The 15,474-nt window shown below is 43.9% G+C and carries 12 protein-coding genes; 5 read left to right on the top strand and 7 right to left on the bottom strand.

What is annotated here, in order from left to right:
- Nucleotides 1-187 precede the first annotated feature (187 nt).
- The gene (locus AB4111_RS19930; protein WP_442032924.1) at nt 188-316 is read right to left on the bottom strand and encodes a hypothetical protein; all 129 of its coding nucleotides are present in this window, start codon (nt 314-316) and stop codon (nt 188-190) included.
- A gap of 133 nt (nt 317-449) precedes the next feature.
- Nucleotides 450-917 (bottom strand): YfbM family protein, encoded by a 468-nt coding sequence (locus AB4111_RS19925; protein ID WP_442032923.1) that lies wholly within the window; start codon nt 915-917, stop codon nt 450-452.
- A gap of 96 nt (nt 918-1,013) precedes the next feature.
- On the opposite strand from AB4111_RS19925, the gene AB4111_RS19920 reads away from it, so the two are divergent.
- Nucleotides 1,014-1,478 carry a DUF4385 domain-containing protein gene (locus tag AB4111_RS19920; RefSeq protein WP_253441970.1) on the top strand — a complete coding sequence of 155 codons (465 nt, stop codon included), beginning with the start codon at nt 1,014-1,016 and terminating at the stop codon, nt 1,476-1,478.
- Between the two features lie 261 nt (nt 1,479-1,739).
- Entirely contained in the window at nt 1,740-2,927 is a 1,188-nt protein-coding gene (locus AB4111_RS19915) for a VWA domain-containing protein (protein ID WP_442032922.1), read from the top strand.
- Between the two features lie 21 nt (nt 2,928-2,948).
- On the opposite strand, the gene AB4111_RS19910 is transcribed toward AB4111_RS19915, so the two are convergent.
- A complete protein-coding gene (locus AB4111_RS19910) occupies nt 2,949-3,764 on the bottom strand; it encodes an SDR family NAD(P)-dependent oxidoreductase (protein ID WP_442032921.1) in 816 nt (271 codons plus the stop codon).
- Between the two features lie 363 nt (nt 3,765-4,127).
- Between AB4111_RS19910 and AB4111_RS19905 the strand changes: the two genes are divergently transcribed.
- Nucleotides 4,128-4,787 (top strand): TetR/AcrR family transcriptional regulator, encoded by a 660-nt coding sequence (locus tag AB4111_RS19905; protein ID WP_442032920.1) that lies wholly within the window; start codon nt 4,128-4,130, stop codon nt 4,785-4,787.
- A 140-nt stretch (nt 4,788-4,927) separates the two neighbouring features.
- On the opposite strand, the gene AB4111_RS19900 is transcribed toward AB4111_RS19905, so the two are convergent.
- The 3 genes from AB4111_RS19900 to AB4111_RS19890 form a co-directional block, all read right to left on the bottom strand.
- Complete coding sequence (locus AB4111_RS19900; RefSeq protein ID WP_442032919.1) at nt 4,928-5,980, bottom strand: LLM class flavin-dependent oxidoreductase; 1,053 nt, start codon at nt 5,978-5,980, stop codon at nt 4,928-4,930.
- 140 nt (nt 5,981-6,120) lie between these two features.
- Nucleotides 6,121-6,933, bottom strand: a complete 813-nt coding sequence (locus AB4111_RS19895) for a class I SAM-dependent methyltransferase (protein WP_442032918.1) — start codon at nt 6,931-6,933, stop codon at nt 6,121-6,123.
- A 146-nt stretch (nt 6,934-7,079) separates the two neighbouring features.
- Nucleotides 7,080-7,421, bottom strand: coding sequence for a zinc ribbon domain-containing protein YjdM (locus tag AB4111_RS19890; RefSeq protein ID WP_253441985.1), 342 nt, complete (start codon nt 7,419-7,421; stop codon nt 7,080-7,082).
- Nucleotides 7,422-7,651: 230 nt separating this feature from the next.
- Here AB4111_RS19890 and AB4111_RS19885 point away from each other — a divergent pair, with 230 nt between their 5' ends.
- The gene (locus AB4111_RS19885; protein ID WP_442032917.1) at nt 7,652-8,803 is read left to right on the top strand and encodes a VanZ family protein; all 1,152 of its coding nucleotides are present in this window, start codon (nt 7,652-7,654) and stop codon (nt 8,801-8,803) included.
- Nucleotides 8,804-8,967: 164 nt separating this feature from the next.
- Here AB4111_RS19885 and AB4111_RS19880 read toward each other — a convergent pair whose 3' ends face one another.
- Nucleotides 8,968-10,425, bottom strand: a complete 1,458-nt coding sequence (locus AB4111_RS19880) for a carboxylesterase/lipase family protein (protein WP_442032916.1) — start codon at nt 10,423-10,425, stop codon at nt 8,968-8,970.
- Nucleotides 10,426-11,002: 577 nt separating this feature from the next.
- Here AB4111_RS19880 and AB4111_RS19875 point away from each other — a divergent pair.
- Nucleotides 11,003-15,388 (top strand): S-layer homology domain-containing protein, encoded by a 4,386-nt coding sequence (locus tag AB4111_RS19875; protein ID WP_442032915.1) that lies wholly within the window; start codon nt 11,003-11,005, stop codon nt 15,386-15,388.
- Nucleotides 15,389-15,474 lie beyond the last annotated feature (86 nt).

Below are 15,474 nucleotides of genomic sequence, written 5' to 3'. Positions count from 1 at the left end.
CGTAATAAGATCCCCTCCTTAGAAAAATATGGTTCATTTCCATTATGAAGGTATAGGTAATTCTTGTAAACGGATACGCAAAAAAATAAACCAAAAGGCCGGAACATGTCCGACCTCTGGTCTATCTATATTTCAGCATATCGTATGTTTCGATAAAACATCCTGCTTCATTATGCAATAATGGAAGTTATTCTTGATCCTGATCTTCTGCGAGTTCCTCATCAGACGCTTCGTCTTCCGCAGTGACGGGAGTCTCGAATTGATCCGGCTCGTCCTCTTGAATCGCTTTGTTCTCTTCGTTCTGATCCTGTGTCATATCGTATTCCCTCTCTTCTACCGGATTGTCATGTCATCAAGGCATGAGCCTTGTGTCTATCAATAACCCGAATAAGCACAGTTCAAACCTGTCTCCGCGTCGGACAACCATTTCCCATCATTTCAGTGCCCATTTAGAAAACATAAAAGACGATTCCGTTTCCACTTGCAGCCGTAGCCTGAAACAAGGCCTGGATATCATCCACGGTCTGGGCAATCTCCTGAAATGTCTCTTCCGCATCCCAATCTTCCATGACTGGATAGACACCTTCAGCGATCATTTGGTCCAGACTATACCGTTGCTTCAATTCCTCCGGTGCGAGCTGCTCCAATGCCATGTATGCCTCCAGCACCTGCTCATTACTGAGCAAGAACAGATCCATGTCAGAATAGTTTCCTAAGTATTGCTCACCTGCGAGAGGCACCACATAGCCCAGGGGCGGTTTCCCTTCTACTAGGTTACCGTTCAGCGTGAATTGAAGCATCTGCCACGTTTTATCAATATCCAGATCAACTGCACAATCATGCACACTGATCTCACCTGACTTGATGGATTCAACTAGCTCCTTCGTGACCACAAGATATCTGCCGGACATTCCCATACCGTTATCCCTCCTGTGTAATTGATTCTAATGTTCCCCATTAACCGTGCTTGTTGGTTCAGAATCGGGGTAATTCCTATCAAGGAGGTCGTATACATGAAAAAATTTGATTACAGTCTCAATTATGAAGAGCTGGATCTGCGCAAACATCCTGAGCTGTACACCGTAGGCCGGGGTGAGCAAGGTGTACTGATGGTAGAACCGTACAAAGGCGAGATTCTGCCACACTGGCGATTCAAAACACCTGAGATTGCGACAGAGTCATCGGAGAAAATCTATGAGCTATTTTTGGAATATAAGAAAAAGGGGGATTTCGTGGGTATGGACATGGCTCGTAAATTTCTCCAGATGGGCTATACACGGGCCAGACGGTACACGAATCACAAAGGAGGACGCAAATATTCGAAGGAGGATGGCTCGATCTTGCCCTATCAGAATGACAAGGTGAAGGCAGAAGCGGCAGCCATATTCAAAGCACAATGGGAGATTGCTAAGACAGACCCGGACTATGTAAAGATGAAGAAGGAACATCGGGAAAAGTATGAGTCTGATGAGGCGTAGAAAAACGGGGGAAATGTAATATAGACTCACGGATTGGATCTGTCATCTGCTCGTTGACTTATGGAAAGATTTGTATCAGAATCTAACTTGTTACTATGTAATATCTATTCATGAGATTGAAGAAAAGAGGCAATCCGAATATGACAGATCCCATCATTCATTTGAGCACTGGCCAAAATACCACTATTCATTGAATTGGGCCAGATTCACGTAACGATTCAAAGTACTTCAGCACCCTCCGCTCTGGATGCAAGCTGTTTTATGGTCAACGAAAGGGGACAAGTTCCCTCGGACGATTATTTTGTATTTTATAATCAGAATGTTGATCCCCACCGCAGCGTTGTTCTCCAACATGCCGAGGACCTCAAGTCATCCTTCGTTCTGGATACCAGCAAATTACGACAGGCTCCTGTAGAAAAATGCGTCTTCACCGCTACGATTGACTCCGGAGGTACGTTTGCAGATGTTCAGAAATGCCAAGCCATTGTAAGAGCAGGTTCACAACAAATTACATACGAGATTACGCAAGCTACTTCCGAAACAGCACTTATTTTCATTGAAATTTATAAGCATCAAGACGGATTCAAGGTTCGTGCCATCGGACGCGGTTTCTTTGGAGGTTTGCAGCCTCTTGCAGAGTCGTTTGGAGTTGAAATTGAGAGTAACGACTCCTCGGAAGCCGAACAGGTTCTTCTCACCGCACGTGCTGAAGTTGCAGCGGCCTCTCCAGAAGTCTTGGCACCTGTAGCTGCACCAAACACGAATCATCCGCCGCTTAACCTGACCAAGATCGATCTCCTCAAGCGTAAAGTAACCCTGTCTCTCCAAAAGAAAAAGATTGAACCTATCCAGGCACGTGTTGCTGTTGTATTTGATGCATCAGGCTCCATGTACCATCTGTATCGCAAAGGCATCGTGCAAGAAGCCTTCGAGCGTATTCTGGCGATTTCATCAGCGTTTGATGATAACGGGGAACTGGACGTCTGGTTCTTCGCCAAAGACTTCTTGCGTGCACCTAGCGTCACCGCCAGGGATTTCGAGAATTATATTGAACGCACATATACGCTGGGAAGCAAAGGCGGTACCAATAACGAACCTCCTGTGATGCAGGATGTCATTCGCAAATACACGATTGAGGAACCCAATGTGAAGATTCCAACGTATATTATCTTTTTTAGCGATGGCGGAGTCAGTCAAAAAGGGAAGATCATGCGGCTTATTACCGAAAGCTCAACCAAAAACCTATTCTGGCAATTCGTTGGCCTAGGGCAAGCCAATTACGGTATTCTGGAGAATCTTGATGACATGACTGGACGTTTCATCGATAATGCTGACTTTTTTGCTCTCGACGACATTTCCAAGATCAGCGATGAAGAATTGTACGATCGTCTCCTTACTGAATTTCCAGACTGGATAAAGGAAGCTCGGGCCAAAGGCATTCTGGCCTAAGCTTTCACCCTATACTTCTAATCAGGCTTTCGCCTTTTCTGCTTTACCACCCTTGGAACGTGGACGAAGCATACTTCCTACAATTCGCAACATGAACTTGCGTGGCACGAGGCGGGTGAGCTGGGCTGTCCAGTAATTACCGGCCCCCGGCACAGCATAAGGTTTGCCTGAATCCAGTGCCCTCATGGCCACGGCCACGACATGCTCAGGTGTATCACGCTTGCCCACAGAAGCTTCTTCCGCACCTACGATATCAAAGAACGAAGTCTCGGTTGAGCCCGGACATAGCGCTAAGAACTGAACGCCACGCTTCCTGTTTTCTTCGTATAACGCCTCAGTAAAAGAAAGTACAAATGCCTTTGTCGCTCCATACACAGCCATATACGGATCAGGTTGAAAGGCAGCGGTCGACGATACATTAATGACAGTACCATTTTGCTTCTGCAACATGTCTGGCAAGAAAAGATGTGTCATATTGGTCACGGCCAACACGTTTAACATAATCTCGTCCTGTTGCCTTGAACCATCCACCTGTTCAAAACATCCATGGGTAGCAAATCCAGCATTGTTAATCAATATATCGATGTGTATTCCCCTATTCTGGCATTCCTCATATATGCTCTGAGGTGCATCAACTTGAGACAAATCCGATACGATCACCTCAGCCCTTACTTGATATGTACGCTCTATTCGTTCTGCCAATTGAATCAGTTTGGTCTCTGTTCTGGCCACCAGCACGATATTTTTACCCTTGGAAGCCATATCAAGTGCAAAAACTTCCCCAATACCTGATGATGCGCCTGTAATAAGTGCCCATTGTTGTTGATCCTTTAACATCTCTCATCCACCCTCTACGTATAATAGAAACACTTGTTTTTATTAAGAAACATTGTTTCTGTATGGAACCATCGTAATTTAAATCCATGATTGTGTCAAATTAAAGTTGTTACATTTGAATATAGAACGGTGTGCTTCCTTACTAGATCCGGATTAAATTGACGTCATCCGGCGTAAAACAGTAGAATGACCATAAGAAAAAAATATATCGACGTACTTTCAAGAAGACAGACCGCATTTAAGCTGAAGTTTTTCTTGCGATCATCGAATCCTTCAGCTCCGCTGAAAACGTATAAATTCTATAATCTTAAGAAAAGGAAACGTATTCTGTTCAACAACAATACGGTTATGAGGATGAAATCAATGAAGGATCTTAATTCGGGTTCCACGGAATCTGCACATACGGTAACAACCTTTCAGGAAGCCAGACTCCAGCACTCGGATAATTTGCGGCAAAATATTGTGCATGCTGCTGCTGCTTTACTGCAAGAGCATGGACCGGAAGCCGTCACGGTACGCCGTGTAGCTGAGCGCATGGAGTGCTCCACCAAAATCATATATAACCTTTTTGGCAAAAAAGAAGGGTTAGCCAAGCATTTATATCTAGAGGGATGCTCCCTCATGGCCCAGCGTTTTGAAGCGATGCCCCGGCAGGAATCGTTCGAACAATATTTCCGGGATCTGGCCCACGTATACTGGGACTTCGGCATTTCACAATCCAGCTTCTATCAGCTAATGTTTGGAGGGTCTTTTTCCGAATTCAAACCGGATGGAGAGACTTTGCAGGGAACAGCGACTGCACTGAAGCAAGTGTCTGCCTTAGTTGAAGTAGCCATCGAACAGGGAATGCTTCAGGTGCAAGATCCCTTGCTTGCGGTAAGAATGATCTGGGCTCCCTTACACGGTGTTATTCATCTGTACCTGGGAGGCCATATTGAGAGCGAAGAAGCTGCCAAAACCCTCTATGATCATACGGTGTCCATGGTTATACACTCCCTTCTCAGCACATCTGCGAGTGGATAAGCATGTAATCTGTACTTTATAGAGATTTTTAGCAAACAAATGAAAAAGGAGCAGGTCCATTGGCGTAATCCGCCGAGGACGTGCTCCTTTATTTGGTTGACTCAGTATATAACCGTATCGACCTCAGTCGATGAACGTGTTTACTGGTTCTCCGCTTCCCAACGTGCAATTTCCTTGCGCACGATTGGAGCGACTTCTTTACCGAGCAATTCGATCGCTCTCATCACCTCGTTATGCGGCATGGTGCCGAGAGGGGTATGCAACATGAAGCGGGTAATTCCGACTTCTTTGCGTAGATAGATAATCTTCTGAGCTACCGTATCTACATCACCTACATACAATGCACCTTCAAGGCTGCGCGCCGCATCAAATGTCTCACGACTGTAGTGTCCCCAGCCACGTTCACGGCCCAACATGTTCATGACCGCTTGAGCTGGTGGGAAGAATTTCTCCACCGCTTCGTCTGTTGTATCGGCAATGAAGCCGTGCGAGTGAGAAGCAACAGTCAGCTTGGAAGCATCATGTCCGGCATGAGCAGCTGCTTTTTTGTACAGTTCCACCAGTGGTGCGAATTGCACCGGACGGCCACCAATAATGGCAAGCACCAGTGGCAAACCAAGCAGTCCTGCACGAACAACCGATTCCTGATTGCCGCCACTGCCAATCCATACCGGAAGTTTTTCCTGTACCGGGCGCGGATAGATGCCCAAATTGTTAAAGGAAGGACGGTGTTTGCCTTCCCAGGTTACTTTTTCCGAATCACGCAGCTTGAGCAGCAAATCCAGTTTCTCATCAAATAACTCATCGTAGTCGTTCAGATCGTAGCCGAACAACGGGAAGGATTCGATAAATGATCCACGCCCTGCCATAATCTCTGCACGCCCATTCGAAATACCGTCCAGTGTCGCAAAATCCTGATATACCCGTACCGGATCATGTGATGACAGCACCGTTACCGCGCTCGTCAGGCGAATATTCTTGGTCTGTGAAGCTGCCGCCGCCAGAATGACAGCTGGTGATGAAGCCGCATAGTCAACACGATGATGTTCTCCCACGCCATATACATCTAGACCCACCTGATCTGCCAATACAATCTCTTCAACAACATCGCGAATGCGCTGCGCATGACTGATAAGCTCTCCTGTTTTTACATCCGGGTTCGTCTCTACGAATGTACTAATTCCGATTTCCATTGTCTGTTCCTCCTTGGTATGAAGCGATCCGTCGTTCATCTAACCTATTGTAAGTAGATCACCTTTTGTTATGTATCTTAATATTGAACTATTTTGATGAAAAACACAAGTACCCCCTGTTTTCAGAGGGCACTTTTATGTTATTTCTTCCTCCCGATGTACAACAGATGAGAAGAGATTCCCAATATGGAAGGGTCTTTGGCGGCTTCAATCATATATTGAATGAGTTCATCATACTCGCCACGTTCTTTCCAGTGTTGTTGCTGCTCGTCCGTAAGCATGGCTCTAAGGCTGGATGAACCAATGAAATCAACGGTTTCAAATCCTTGCTGCTCCATGAGGGGCGTAACGTCCTGAATATTAAAATAATATGCCCCCGTAAATCGTCCTTGATCCTGATGATCGAAAATACCTTTTTCCACAAAAGAACTGATGGCTGCCATATTATCATTCGGCTTCCAATGCTGCGGGGATTGCAGCGAATTGATACTCATGCGCATACGGCTTTGCATTGCTACAAATACCACGCCTCCTCGCTTGGTCACCCGATACAACTCCCGTACAGCGGCCGTTCGCTCCTCCTCTGTCTGCAGATGATATAACGGCCCCAGCATAAGTGAAGCATCATACGTCTCGTCAGCCATACCGGAGAGCGAAGTGGCATCGAGAACATGGAATCCATCGAATTGCTGTGTCAAACCGAACTCCTGAGCCTTTTGCCGTGCAGTATCCACGGAAGACGGTGTCAGATCCGATAAAGTGACCTGGTACCCCAGTCTCGCCAGTTCCATGGCATATTTTCCCGGTCCAGCGCCATTATCCAAAATATGACCGGTAGCGGGGAGACACTCCTTGATGTAATGCATGTTAATGATGAACTCAATCGGTTCCCGCTCCAGTCTCCCCCACTCATCAAACCTCGAATAATATTCAATAATGTGATCTCTCTTCATCGCTCTGACACCTGCCTTTTTTTATATGTAGAGCATTCAACCATGTTCAAAAATTAAATTCCAACCAGTATATATCTGCTAAATATTTCCTGTCAACCAAAAAACGCTCAATTCCCAATGTATGCAGAACTGAACGTTTCTTAATCTTATATCTTTTTCACAAATTCAGACTTCAACTTCATCGCGCCCAAGCTGTCGATCTTGCAATCAATGTCATGGTCCCCATCAATCAGGCGGATATTCTTCACCTTGGTACCCTGTTTGACTACAAGCGAGCTACCTTTAACCTTCAGATCTTTAATAACCGTAACGGTATCTCCATCACTTAGCACATTTCCGTTGGCATCACGGATTACTTTGGTATCCTCTGCGTTATCACTGTCTGCTTCCAAAGACCATTCGTGCGCACACTCCGGGCAAACCAGCAGGTTACCATCCTCGTACGTGTACTCTGAATTACACTTGGGACAGTTAGGCAAATTAGACATATGTATTAAACTCTCCATTCTACGATTGGCTTTCCCGCAAGTATACGGGATTTCGGCGGTATATTCCATACGATTGCTCACTGCAAGGATGGATTTAAACCAAATTTAAGGTTCTTGCATCCCTCACTTTAAGGGTAACTACATATGATATAACTATTCGATACGCACTACAACAACACATATGTCTCTATGAATTAATATTATATTTAATACCAAAGGAGTCCCTGCTCATGTCCTCATATGTTTTCCCTGTGCAAACGGCTTTTTTCATCTTTGTTGTTGCGGCCATGTTCTTGCTGGTGCCGTGGTTGATCTATGGTTATCGCAAAGACGGCTTCTTCAGTTGGTCGCGGTTTGGCGTCAGCTTTTCCTTTATCTTTTATATTCTGGCTGCCTATTGCCTCGTCATTCTCCCGTTTCCGACTACGCGAGATACCTGTGCGCAGCAAGCCGCTGACACAATCTACTACAATCTGGTTCCATTCACTTTTATCAAAGACATTATGAAAGAAACACCCATTGTATGGTCTCAGCCATCCAGCTATCTCAGCATGATTCAGGGCAGAGCCTTCTTGCAAGTTCTATTTAACGTCCTGCTACTCATGCCGCTGGGTGTGTATATCCGTTATTTTTTTCAAAAGAGAGCTTTTTGGAAGTACGCCCTGCTTGGTGGATTCGGGCTTTCCTTATTCTTCGAGATTACCCAGATCACCGGATTCTACGGGTATTATAATTGTCCCTACCGTCTCTTCGATGTAGATGATCTGTTATTGAATACTTCAGGAACGGTCATTGGGTTCTTCGCAGCTCCCATCCTGCTTGCTTTATTCCCATCCCGTGCAAGCATTCAGGCGAAAAGCGAGCAGATTGTGGAGCAAAATCGCGTGTATCCCGTACCACAACTGCTTGCATTGCTTATCGACGGTGCGGTAGTCGTGCTGATTACCAATGTGTTGTCCATCTTCACCCCGTCCGATGTAATTCAAGGAGCACTGAATACATCCATTGCGATGGTCATCGTGTTGTTCTTCATTCCATGGGTACGGAACGGAACAACACCAGGCTCAGCTATTCTGCGCTTCCGATATGTGAATCGCCAGAGTGGATCACCGACCATCGAATCATTATTTAAAAGGCTGCTCGCACTTTACACGCCTTGGTTCGTGATTACAATCATCCGTTGGATCAATGATTATGCCTTCACCAGTAATGAGGATGTTATGCTCCGGCCTTATCAAATATTGCTTTCCCTGGGAACAGTCGGTGTCTATATGTTAGTCTACGCGGTGCTCTTTGTTCATGTCTTGATCGTGCTCTTCTCCCGTGGAAAACGTTCCTTCTACTTCGATGAGGTGTCCCGCACACGCGCCTCTCGTAAATAATGTTTGGAAATAACAATGTATGATTTTCCTTGAATTGATTCTTACGTTCTGCTTCTTCAGCCGAATCAAAAAAAGACGACGTTTCATTGTAAAAAATGAACGTCGTCTTTTGATTGGGCTCATAACAGTTATTCAGAGTAACCCTAAACAATAATCGGCCTAGATTATAACCCCAACAACTCTCGCTTGGCTGCATCCGGATCATGTACAACCTCAATCTCATGGTTGAAGATTAGTGTCGCACGATCCTGCTCATATTCAGGCCAGTTCACACCTGCAACCTCGGGTTTGCCGTTCTTGGCAAAGGAAATCCAGGCATCCTGTACCTTGAGGGCAAGTGCCGCCGCAGCTTCATCCGGCTCCGCATTCATGAATTTGAGGACATGCAGGGTATTAAACACAAAGAACATTTCGATGCTGTGAATCGCTCTTTGTAACAGGGGATGTTCCGGCATCACCCAATCAAATCGATACATCCACACCGGAGCATATTTCTGCTGTGCAGCAGCATATTGCAACGCAGACCGCCAGAAGAACATATCGGTCATGACTTGGGCTTGTCCGTCTGCCGTTTTTGGATAGCTATCCGCGATGGCTACCCGGTTCTCCAGATCTGGCGTCATAAAGTCTACGCCCTGAACCATATCAATCTCTTTTGAATAAGGTACCTGCGGCTGGATGAACAGTGCACCCTCATGCAATGTCGTACCGATGAGCACCGGAATGTCCTGTGCCGAGCCTTCGCTCACCGCCTGTAGTGGAACTTGCGGAAGAGTCTCCCCATCCAACACAGGTTGGAACAATAAGGCCATACCTGCCCCGCTCTGCTGTTTGACCGTTTCACCCGCTGCAATAATCTGCTCTACAGGAATTGTATTTATCTTCTGCAGATTATCCCGGTCCACCCCAAGAATCTTCAGCATGCCTTCCCGCAACGCTGAGGCTTGCTCTGCCGGCATGAACTGGGATGCACCACTCTCCATAATGGCACGTTGGAAGAGTCCTTTGGCCGCTGGCATCGCCATCAGTGCTGCAATACTCATGCTGCCTGCCGATTCGCCGAACACCGTCACTTGATCCGGGTTACCACCAAAAGCAGAGATATTATCTTTCACCCACTGTAATGCCGCAACCTGATCCAGCAGACCTGCATTGGATACATATGAATCACCGAATGGAGCCATATGGAGGAAACCCAAAGGTCCTAGTCGGTAGTTGATCGTGACAACGATGACGTCACCTCGAACTGCTAACTGTGTACCATCGTACATCGGCTGGCTGCCCGAACCCGATACGAAGGAACCGCCGTGAATCCATACCATAACCGGTAGTAGTGCTGCTTCCTGTTCCATAGGCGCCCAGATGTTTAGATATAGACTATCTTCTGACTCATTTGGAAGTTCTGTCAGGCCTTCAGGTTGATGATTCCGAGGTTGTATATTCTCAGGCCCAAATTGTGTAGCCTGTCTGATCCCATCCCATGACTCGGGTTGTACCGGAGCCTTGAAACGCAGCTCACCTACCGGAGGTTTCGCATAGGGAATGCCTTTCCATACGCTTGCATCGTGCAAAAGTTCGCCTTGAACTGTACCATATTTCGTTTGAACCTGAAGTTCTCTCATGAGTCACATACATCCTCTCTACTGATCGATAGTTCCTGCTTACGACAGGTGTTGCTCAGATCCAGTGTAAAATTGGGCTGCCGAAATTCTTTCTCAAGGTTTATTAAATATCGTACACAAAGAATAATCTTTCATTTGCATCATCGCCCTTTCGTCTACTGGCAGGCGCGTTTCCACTTATTTGAGTATAGATCTCCGCAAGACCCATTTACAAGTTTGTCCAGATTCAAGCGCTAAAGCTAAGTTTCACGTGGAACTTTTACTGCAATAATAAAGAATTCGTATAAAATCTCACTACCCTTCATGTGCTCATCCTCCTCTGTTGCAACTCCTGACATTCTTGCAGCACCACGGTCGCCTATACCCTCATGGGCAGATTGCCGAAAGATTCACAAGTGAGACTGTACTGCACCTATGCTTTCATCCGTCACTGATACATAACCTAATTCGATGGAGTGACAGATTCCACTCTCCCTCATGTCTTAATTTTGTTCAGATTTTGTTCAGATGTACTTCGTTAAATTAAGGACATAACTTATCAAACTGAAATTAAACTTCATGAGGAGGAAATAGTGAGATGAATAAAAACACAGTATTGTATGACAAATTTTTCAAAATAGCACTTGCTACAACGATAGCAACAAGTGCACTTACCGTTGTGGCACCGGATTATATACAAGCGAGTGAGAATGGGGAAACGTTTACAGATATCAAAGCTGCTTCGAATTATTATGAATATGTGAATGAATTATTTGAGCGTGGTTTTGTTAGTGGTTATAAAGATGGTTCATTCAAACCAGGAGGATTGTTAACACGTGCAGAAGCTTCAAAGATTTTGGCACTCAATCTAGGATTAAATGTTACCAAATCTTTTAATCCTACGTTTAAGGATGTTTCAACGAGTGACTGGGCATATCCGTACATAGAAGCATTAAAAGAAGCAGGTGTTATCGATGGCTTTCAGGATGGGACATTTAAACCGAACTCACCTATTACACGAAATCAAATGGCAAAAATTATTGTCAATGGCTATGGTCTAGAACCCGCTAAAGAAATTAATTTACCATTTACGGATACACAATTAAAAAATAATTGGGCTGCTCCATATATTCAAACCTTATATGATCTAGGTATCACAACCGGACAATCTGCCCTAAAATACGGTGGAATTTCAACACTAACTCGTGGAGATATGGCAGCATTTACAATAAGATCCGAGAAAACAACAGATTATCGTGATAACCGCCAACCAGATGAGAAAATTATTTCTGAAATTATCGGCAATAAAATGACTATGGGTGGTCAGGTATATTACATCAAAAAAGAACTCCAGCCATTACTTCATTCAAAAAATTTAGCAGCGTTGAATGAGGCAAATTTAGACTTTATCAAAATTGGCACAAAAATCATCGGTATTCGCAACCTGGAATTGACTAATGGAGGAACGGTGGATAACCCGCTAACATTGGATTTGGCTGGAGGTACTGTCGAAGCCAATATAACCATTGCAGGCGATTATATTAAGCTGGAAAATGCTAATATTACTGGTGATATTACGGTTAAAAAAGGTGACCAAAAGCAAATTGAATTCGATGGGCTTGCATTAAACGGACACTTGATCATTGAAGGAGAAGCAAAGCGTGAGCAGAAATCAGTTATTAAGCTTACGAACACAACAGTAGATGAAATTGTTGTGAATCGTGACAACACTGAAATAGTCACGAACAATGCTACACCATCTATCAAGGTTGGTAATAATGTATCGGGTATCGAAGTTGCCGGTAAAATTAATTCAATCCATTTTAACGGGAATCAGAACGTAGTCGTCAAAGGACAGCTTGAAACAAACCATTTAACAATTGACACGCCAATAAAAGTAACGCTTGAAAACAAAGCCCAACTGGCAACAGTAGAAACGAAACAATACGGAAGTCAACTGATTGTCCCAAAAGACACTACAATTGATACTTTAATTAAGCCAGTAAATATAAAGCCTGAGGACGCTGTAAAATACCCGGGAGGTATATCTTCTGTAATAAAAAATGTGACGAATACCGCGCAGGTAGAACCCCCGATAACTCCAACAACACCGACAGCACCTTCGAGTGGAGGCGGATCTAATGGTGGCGGATCAACAGACGGTGGAAACAATGGGGGCACACCGAATCCATTTGTTTCACAAACTTTAAAAGCCAATAATATTGAAGATACAGACAACGAAGATCCACTTGCTGTAGGCATGATTGGTACAACAGTTACATCAAGTAATGGAACGGTCGCAACCGCTGCTCTAAAGGATGGAGAAATCGTCATCACATCCAAAGGTCCGGGTACAGCTACTATTTCAATTAAAGAAGATGCACCTTCCTTAAAGGAAGCACAAATTATCGTTACAGTGGATGCTAATGGTAAAATGACACATACGATTAAACGCCCTGTAGAGGTAATGCAAGATAAAATCAATGCAACACCAGCACCGGGTGCAGATGTTTTAATCAAACTATTTGAAGGCATTGATATTAAGGGTGTTACGCCGGAAAATATCACAGATGTAACAACCGCAGTTAAAAAAGCGATTGCTGAAAAAGAGAAGCCTTTAACAGAGAATGAATTAAAGTTAGTAGTTGATACCGCATTGCTTCCATCACTTATTAAAAAAGACAACCCAAGCTTAGAGCAGGTGTCTACCCCGCTTGATTTAGTTACAGTGGGACCAAATGGTACAAGCTTTAAATGGGATTCAGCTACAAAAGTGGGCGACCATAACGCAAGCATTGATCTTTCAACAGGAAACGTAATGCAAGATGATGCGGATAATGAGAATGATAAACTTTTGTTAAAGGTTACAGCAACGAATGGAGATGCAATCAAAGAGGCTTCCATCGAAACGACAGTGTTAGAATCGAAAAAGCCTTACCTAGTGAGTGCCATTTTAAATGATATCGATAAAGACGGAGATTCTTCACCAGGAGATACAATTACATTCAAATTTAGTGAACCCGTTCGATATAGCGGGAACACAGAGGATCATAGTATTGATGAGCATCTTTTTGGGAAAGATTTCGTTTTTGGGATGGGTACTGATCAATATCCAATCAAAGCGGTTTGGTCTCAGGATGGGACAAGCCTCACCATGACCATCGGTGGAGACATTACCAGCGCTAATGTTTTTAAAGTCGGCTCTGATATTTCCCTAGTGGAAGGCTCAGTAAAAGATGCAAATGGTGGTCAAAGTATAACCAATTCGGTCAAATTACAGCATACTCCATTTGCTTATAAAATTGTTCAAAACAACTTAACCGGCGACTTCATTTGGGAGAATGGTACATTTGTAAGTGAAGCAGCTGGTAAAATAAAAAATTCGATTACTTTCTCAAAGAATGGGGAATCAGTTGAAGGTTTAGCAATCTCTTACACAGATGAAGATATCGCTCAAGGTACCATCGCATCAGGTTCATTTTCACTCAAGTCTGTAACTGTTACAAAAAGCGGTAATTCGCAAAAAGTCGCTTTTGCAGACGGGGAAACTCTTAAGGTTACCACTTCGACTGTTTTACGTGTAAAAGACAGTACGGAAGTCGTAAATAGTGTTAATCATAACTATGTGAGAGATGGTTTGGTAAAAACAATAACAGTGGATGATACCGTAACAAATCCTATTTCAGTTCCTAAATTAGCTTTAGCTAACCCTGTTATTATTGATGGTCAGAATAAATTGGAATTTACTGCTGGAGTGGCGGTCACAGCAACGCCAAGTGAAGTTTTATTGAAAAATCTAACAGTTACAGGTAGCTATTTAGGAACAGCACAGGATGGTGAACGTGGACCAGTTTATATTAGCGGATCTGCGGACGTTATACTTGATCATGTAACGGTGGATTTTCCAGCAGGTGGTGGTTATGGAGCTTCAGGGATTCTATTAAAAAATGCTAATGCAAAACTAGAAATAAAAGATACAACTATTTCAGTTCATTTTACGAATTCTGACAATAGTTCTTATTATGCTATTGGAGTACGAGCTGATGTAGAAGGTGCTTCAATAGACATTATTAATTCTACAATCTCATCTAATGGTGCAAACGGAGGTGCCAATGGTATTCAAACTTCCAAAGGTGCTACTGTAAATATCGCTGATAGTACAATAAATGTGAAAACAAGTACTTTCCCTGGTACCGTATATGGGATTTACTTGGGGGAGGGCTCTAGTTTAACAACGAGTGGTGCTAGTGAAATTGTTATCACGGCTCCAGCCGCCAATGGATTTGGGATTGGAAATAACGTCAACTATGCAAATTTAAATATTTCAAATACTACTATATTTGATTTAGATGCTGCTGGTGCTGGAAAAACAAAAGATGCGTATGAGCATAATCCTGATGACTTGGCAGTACTTGATGAGGCACGGGCAAAAATTGATGGAAACTTAATTAAAGCCAGTAATCCAACCTTACAGGGTGTAACAGAGGCTTTAAATTTACCAACGGATGTAGATGGTGTTCTAGTCGAATGGATTGCAGATACAGTTGATGGTGCAACAGTCCATGCTGATGGAACGGTTACTAGAAGCAGCAATGACGATGCAGATGATGTGGTGACATTAACAGCTACATTTACACACAATGGGATGAAGAAAACGAAAGTTTTCCCTGTCACTATTAAGGAAAGTAAAGTTCCAATCCTTACTTTAGCAGCATTAGTAGATCATAATGTTGATGGAAAAGCTAGTACGGGCGAAATTGTTGAGCTGACATTTAGTGAACCCGTAACTTTCAGTCTACTATCTATCGGTGACCAAGAGATCGATCCGGGATCGGGAGTTTGGTCGGAAGATAAGAGAACGTTGACAGTAACATTACAAGACGATATTACAGCGGCTGGTACAGTAACTGTAAAGGTTAATAACCTAGAAGATGCTGCCCATAATACTAAGGATGAAGACGTGGTGGAATTAACCATCCGATAGGTGTAAGTGCTGCAAAAGTAATATCTGTATCTAAGAAATGTAGCTAAAGGAAACACCCAGTCTAGGATCTTAACCCTGACTGGGTG

The organism is Paenibacillus sp. 2KB_22 (genome assembly GCF_052115745.1).
In the GTDB taxonomy this organism is placed as follows: Bacteria; Bacillota; Bacilli; order Paenibacillales; family Paenibacillaceae; genus Paenibacillus.
The sequence above is the reverse complement of the archived record's forward strand: the minus strand, read 5'-3'. Positions and strand labels throughout refer to the sequence as shown.

What these genes read in the sequence shown, in the direction of transcription:
- AB4111_RS19885 (WP_442032917.1), top strand. Translation starts at nt 7,652, where the DNA reads ATGTCCTCATATGTTTTCCCTGTGCAAACGGCTTTTTTCATCTTTGTT.
- AB4111_RS19900 (WP_442032919.1), bottom strand. Translation starts at nt 5,980, where the DNA reads ATGGAAATCGGAATTAGTACATTCGTAGAGACGAACCCGGATGTAAAA.
- AB4111_RS19910 (WP_442032921.1), bottom strand. Translation starts at nt 3,764, where the DNA reads ATGTTAAAGGATCAACAACAATGGGCACTTATTACAGGCGCATCATCA.
- AB4111_RS19905 (WP_442032920.1), top strand. Translation starts at nt 4,128, where the DNA reads ATGAAGGATCTTAATTCGGGTTCCACGGAATCTGCACATACGGTAACA.
- AB4111_RS19895 (WP_442032918.1), bottom strand. Translation starts at nt 6,933, where the DNA reads ATGAAGAGAGATCACATTATTGAATATTATTCGAGGTTTGATGAGTGG.
- AB4111_RS19875 (WP_442032915.1), top strand. Translation starts at nt 11,003, where the DNA reads ATGAATAAAAACACAGTATTGTATGACAAATTTTTCAAAATAGCACTT.
- AB4111_RS19890 (WP_253441985.1), bottom strand. Translation starts at nt 7,421, where the DNA reads ATGTCTAATTTGCCTAACTGTCCCAAGTGTAATTCAGAGTACACGTAC.
- AB4111_RS19920 (WP_253441970.1), top strand. Translation starts at nt 1,014, where the DNA reads ATGAAAAAATTTGATTACAGTCTCAATTATGAAGAGCTGGATCTGCGC.
- AB4111_RS19925 (WP_442032923.1), bottom strand. Translation starts at nt 917, where the DNA reads ATGGGAATGTCCGGCAGATATCTTGTGGTCACGAAGGAGCTAGTTGAA.
- AB4111_RS19915 (WP_442032922.1), top strand. Translation starts at nt 1,740, where the DNA reads ATGGTCAACGAAAGGGGACAAGTTCCCTCGGACGATTATTTTGTATTT.
- AB4111_RS19930 (WP_442032924.1), bottom strand. Translation starts at nt 316, where the DNA reads ATGACACAGGATCAGAACGAAGAGAACAAAGCGATTCAAGAGGACGAG.
- AB4111_RS19880 (WP_442032916.1), bottom strand. Translation starts at nt 10,425, where the DNA reads ATGAGAGAACTTCAGGTTCAAACGAAATATGGTACAGTTCAAGGCGAA.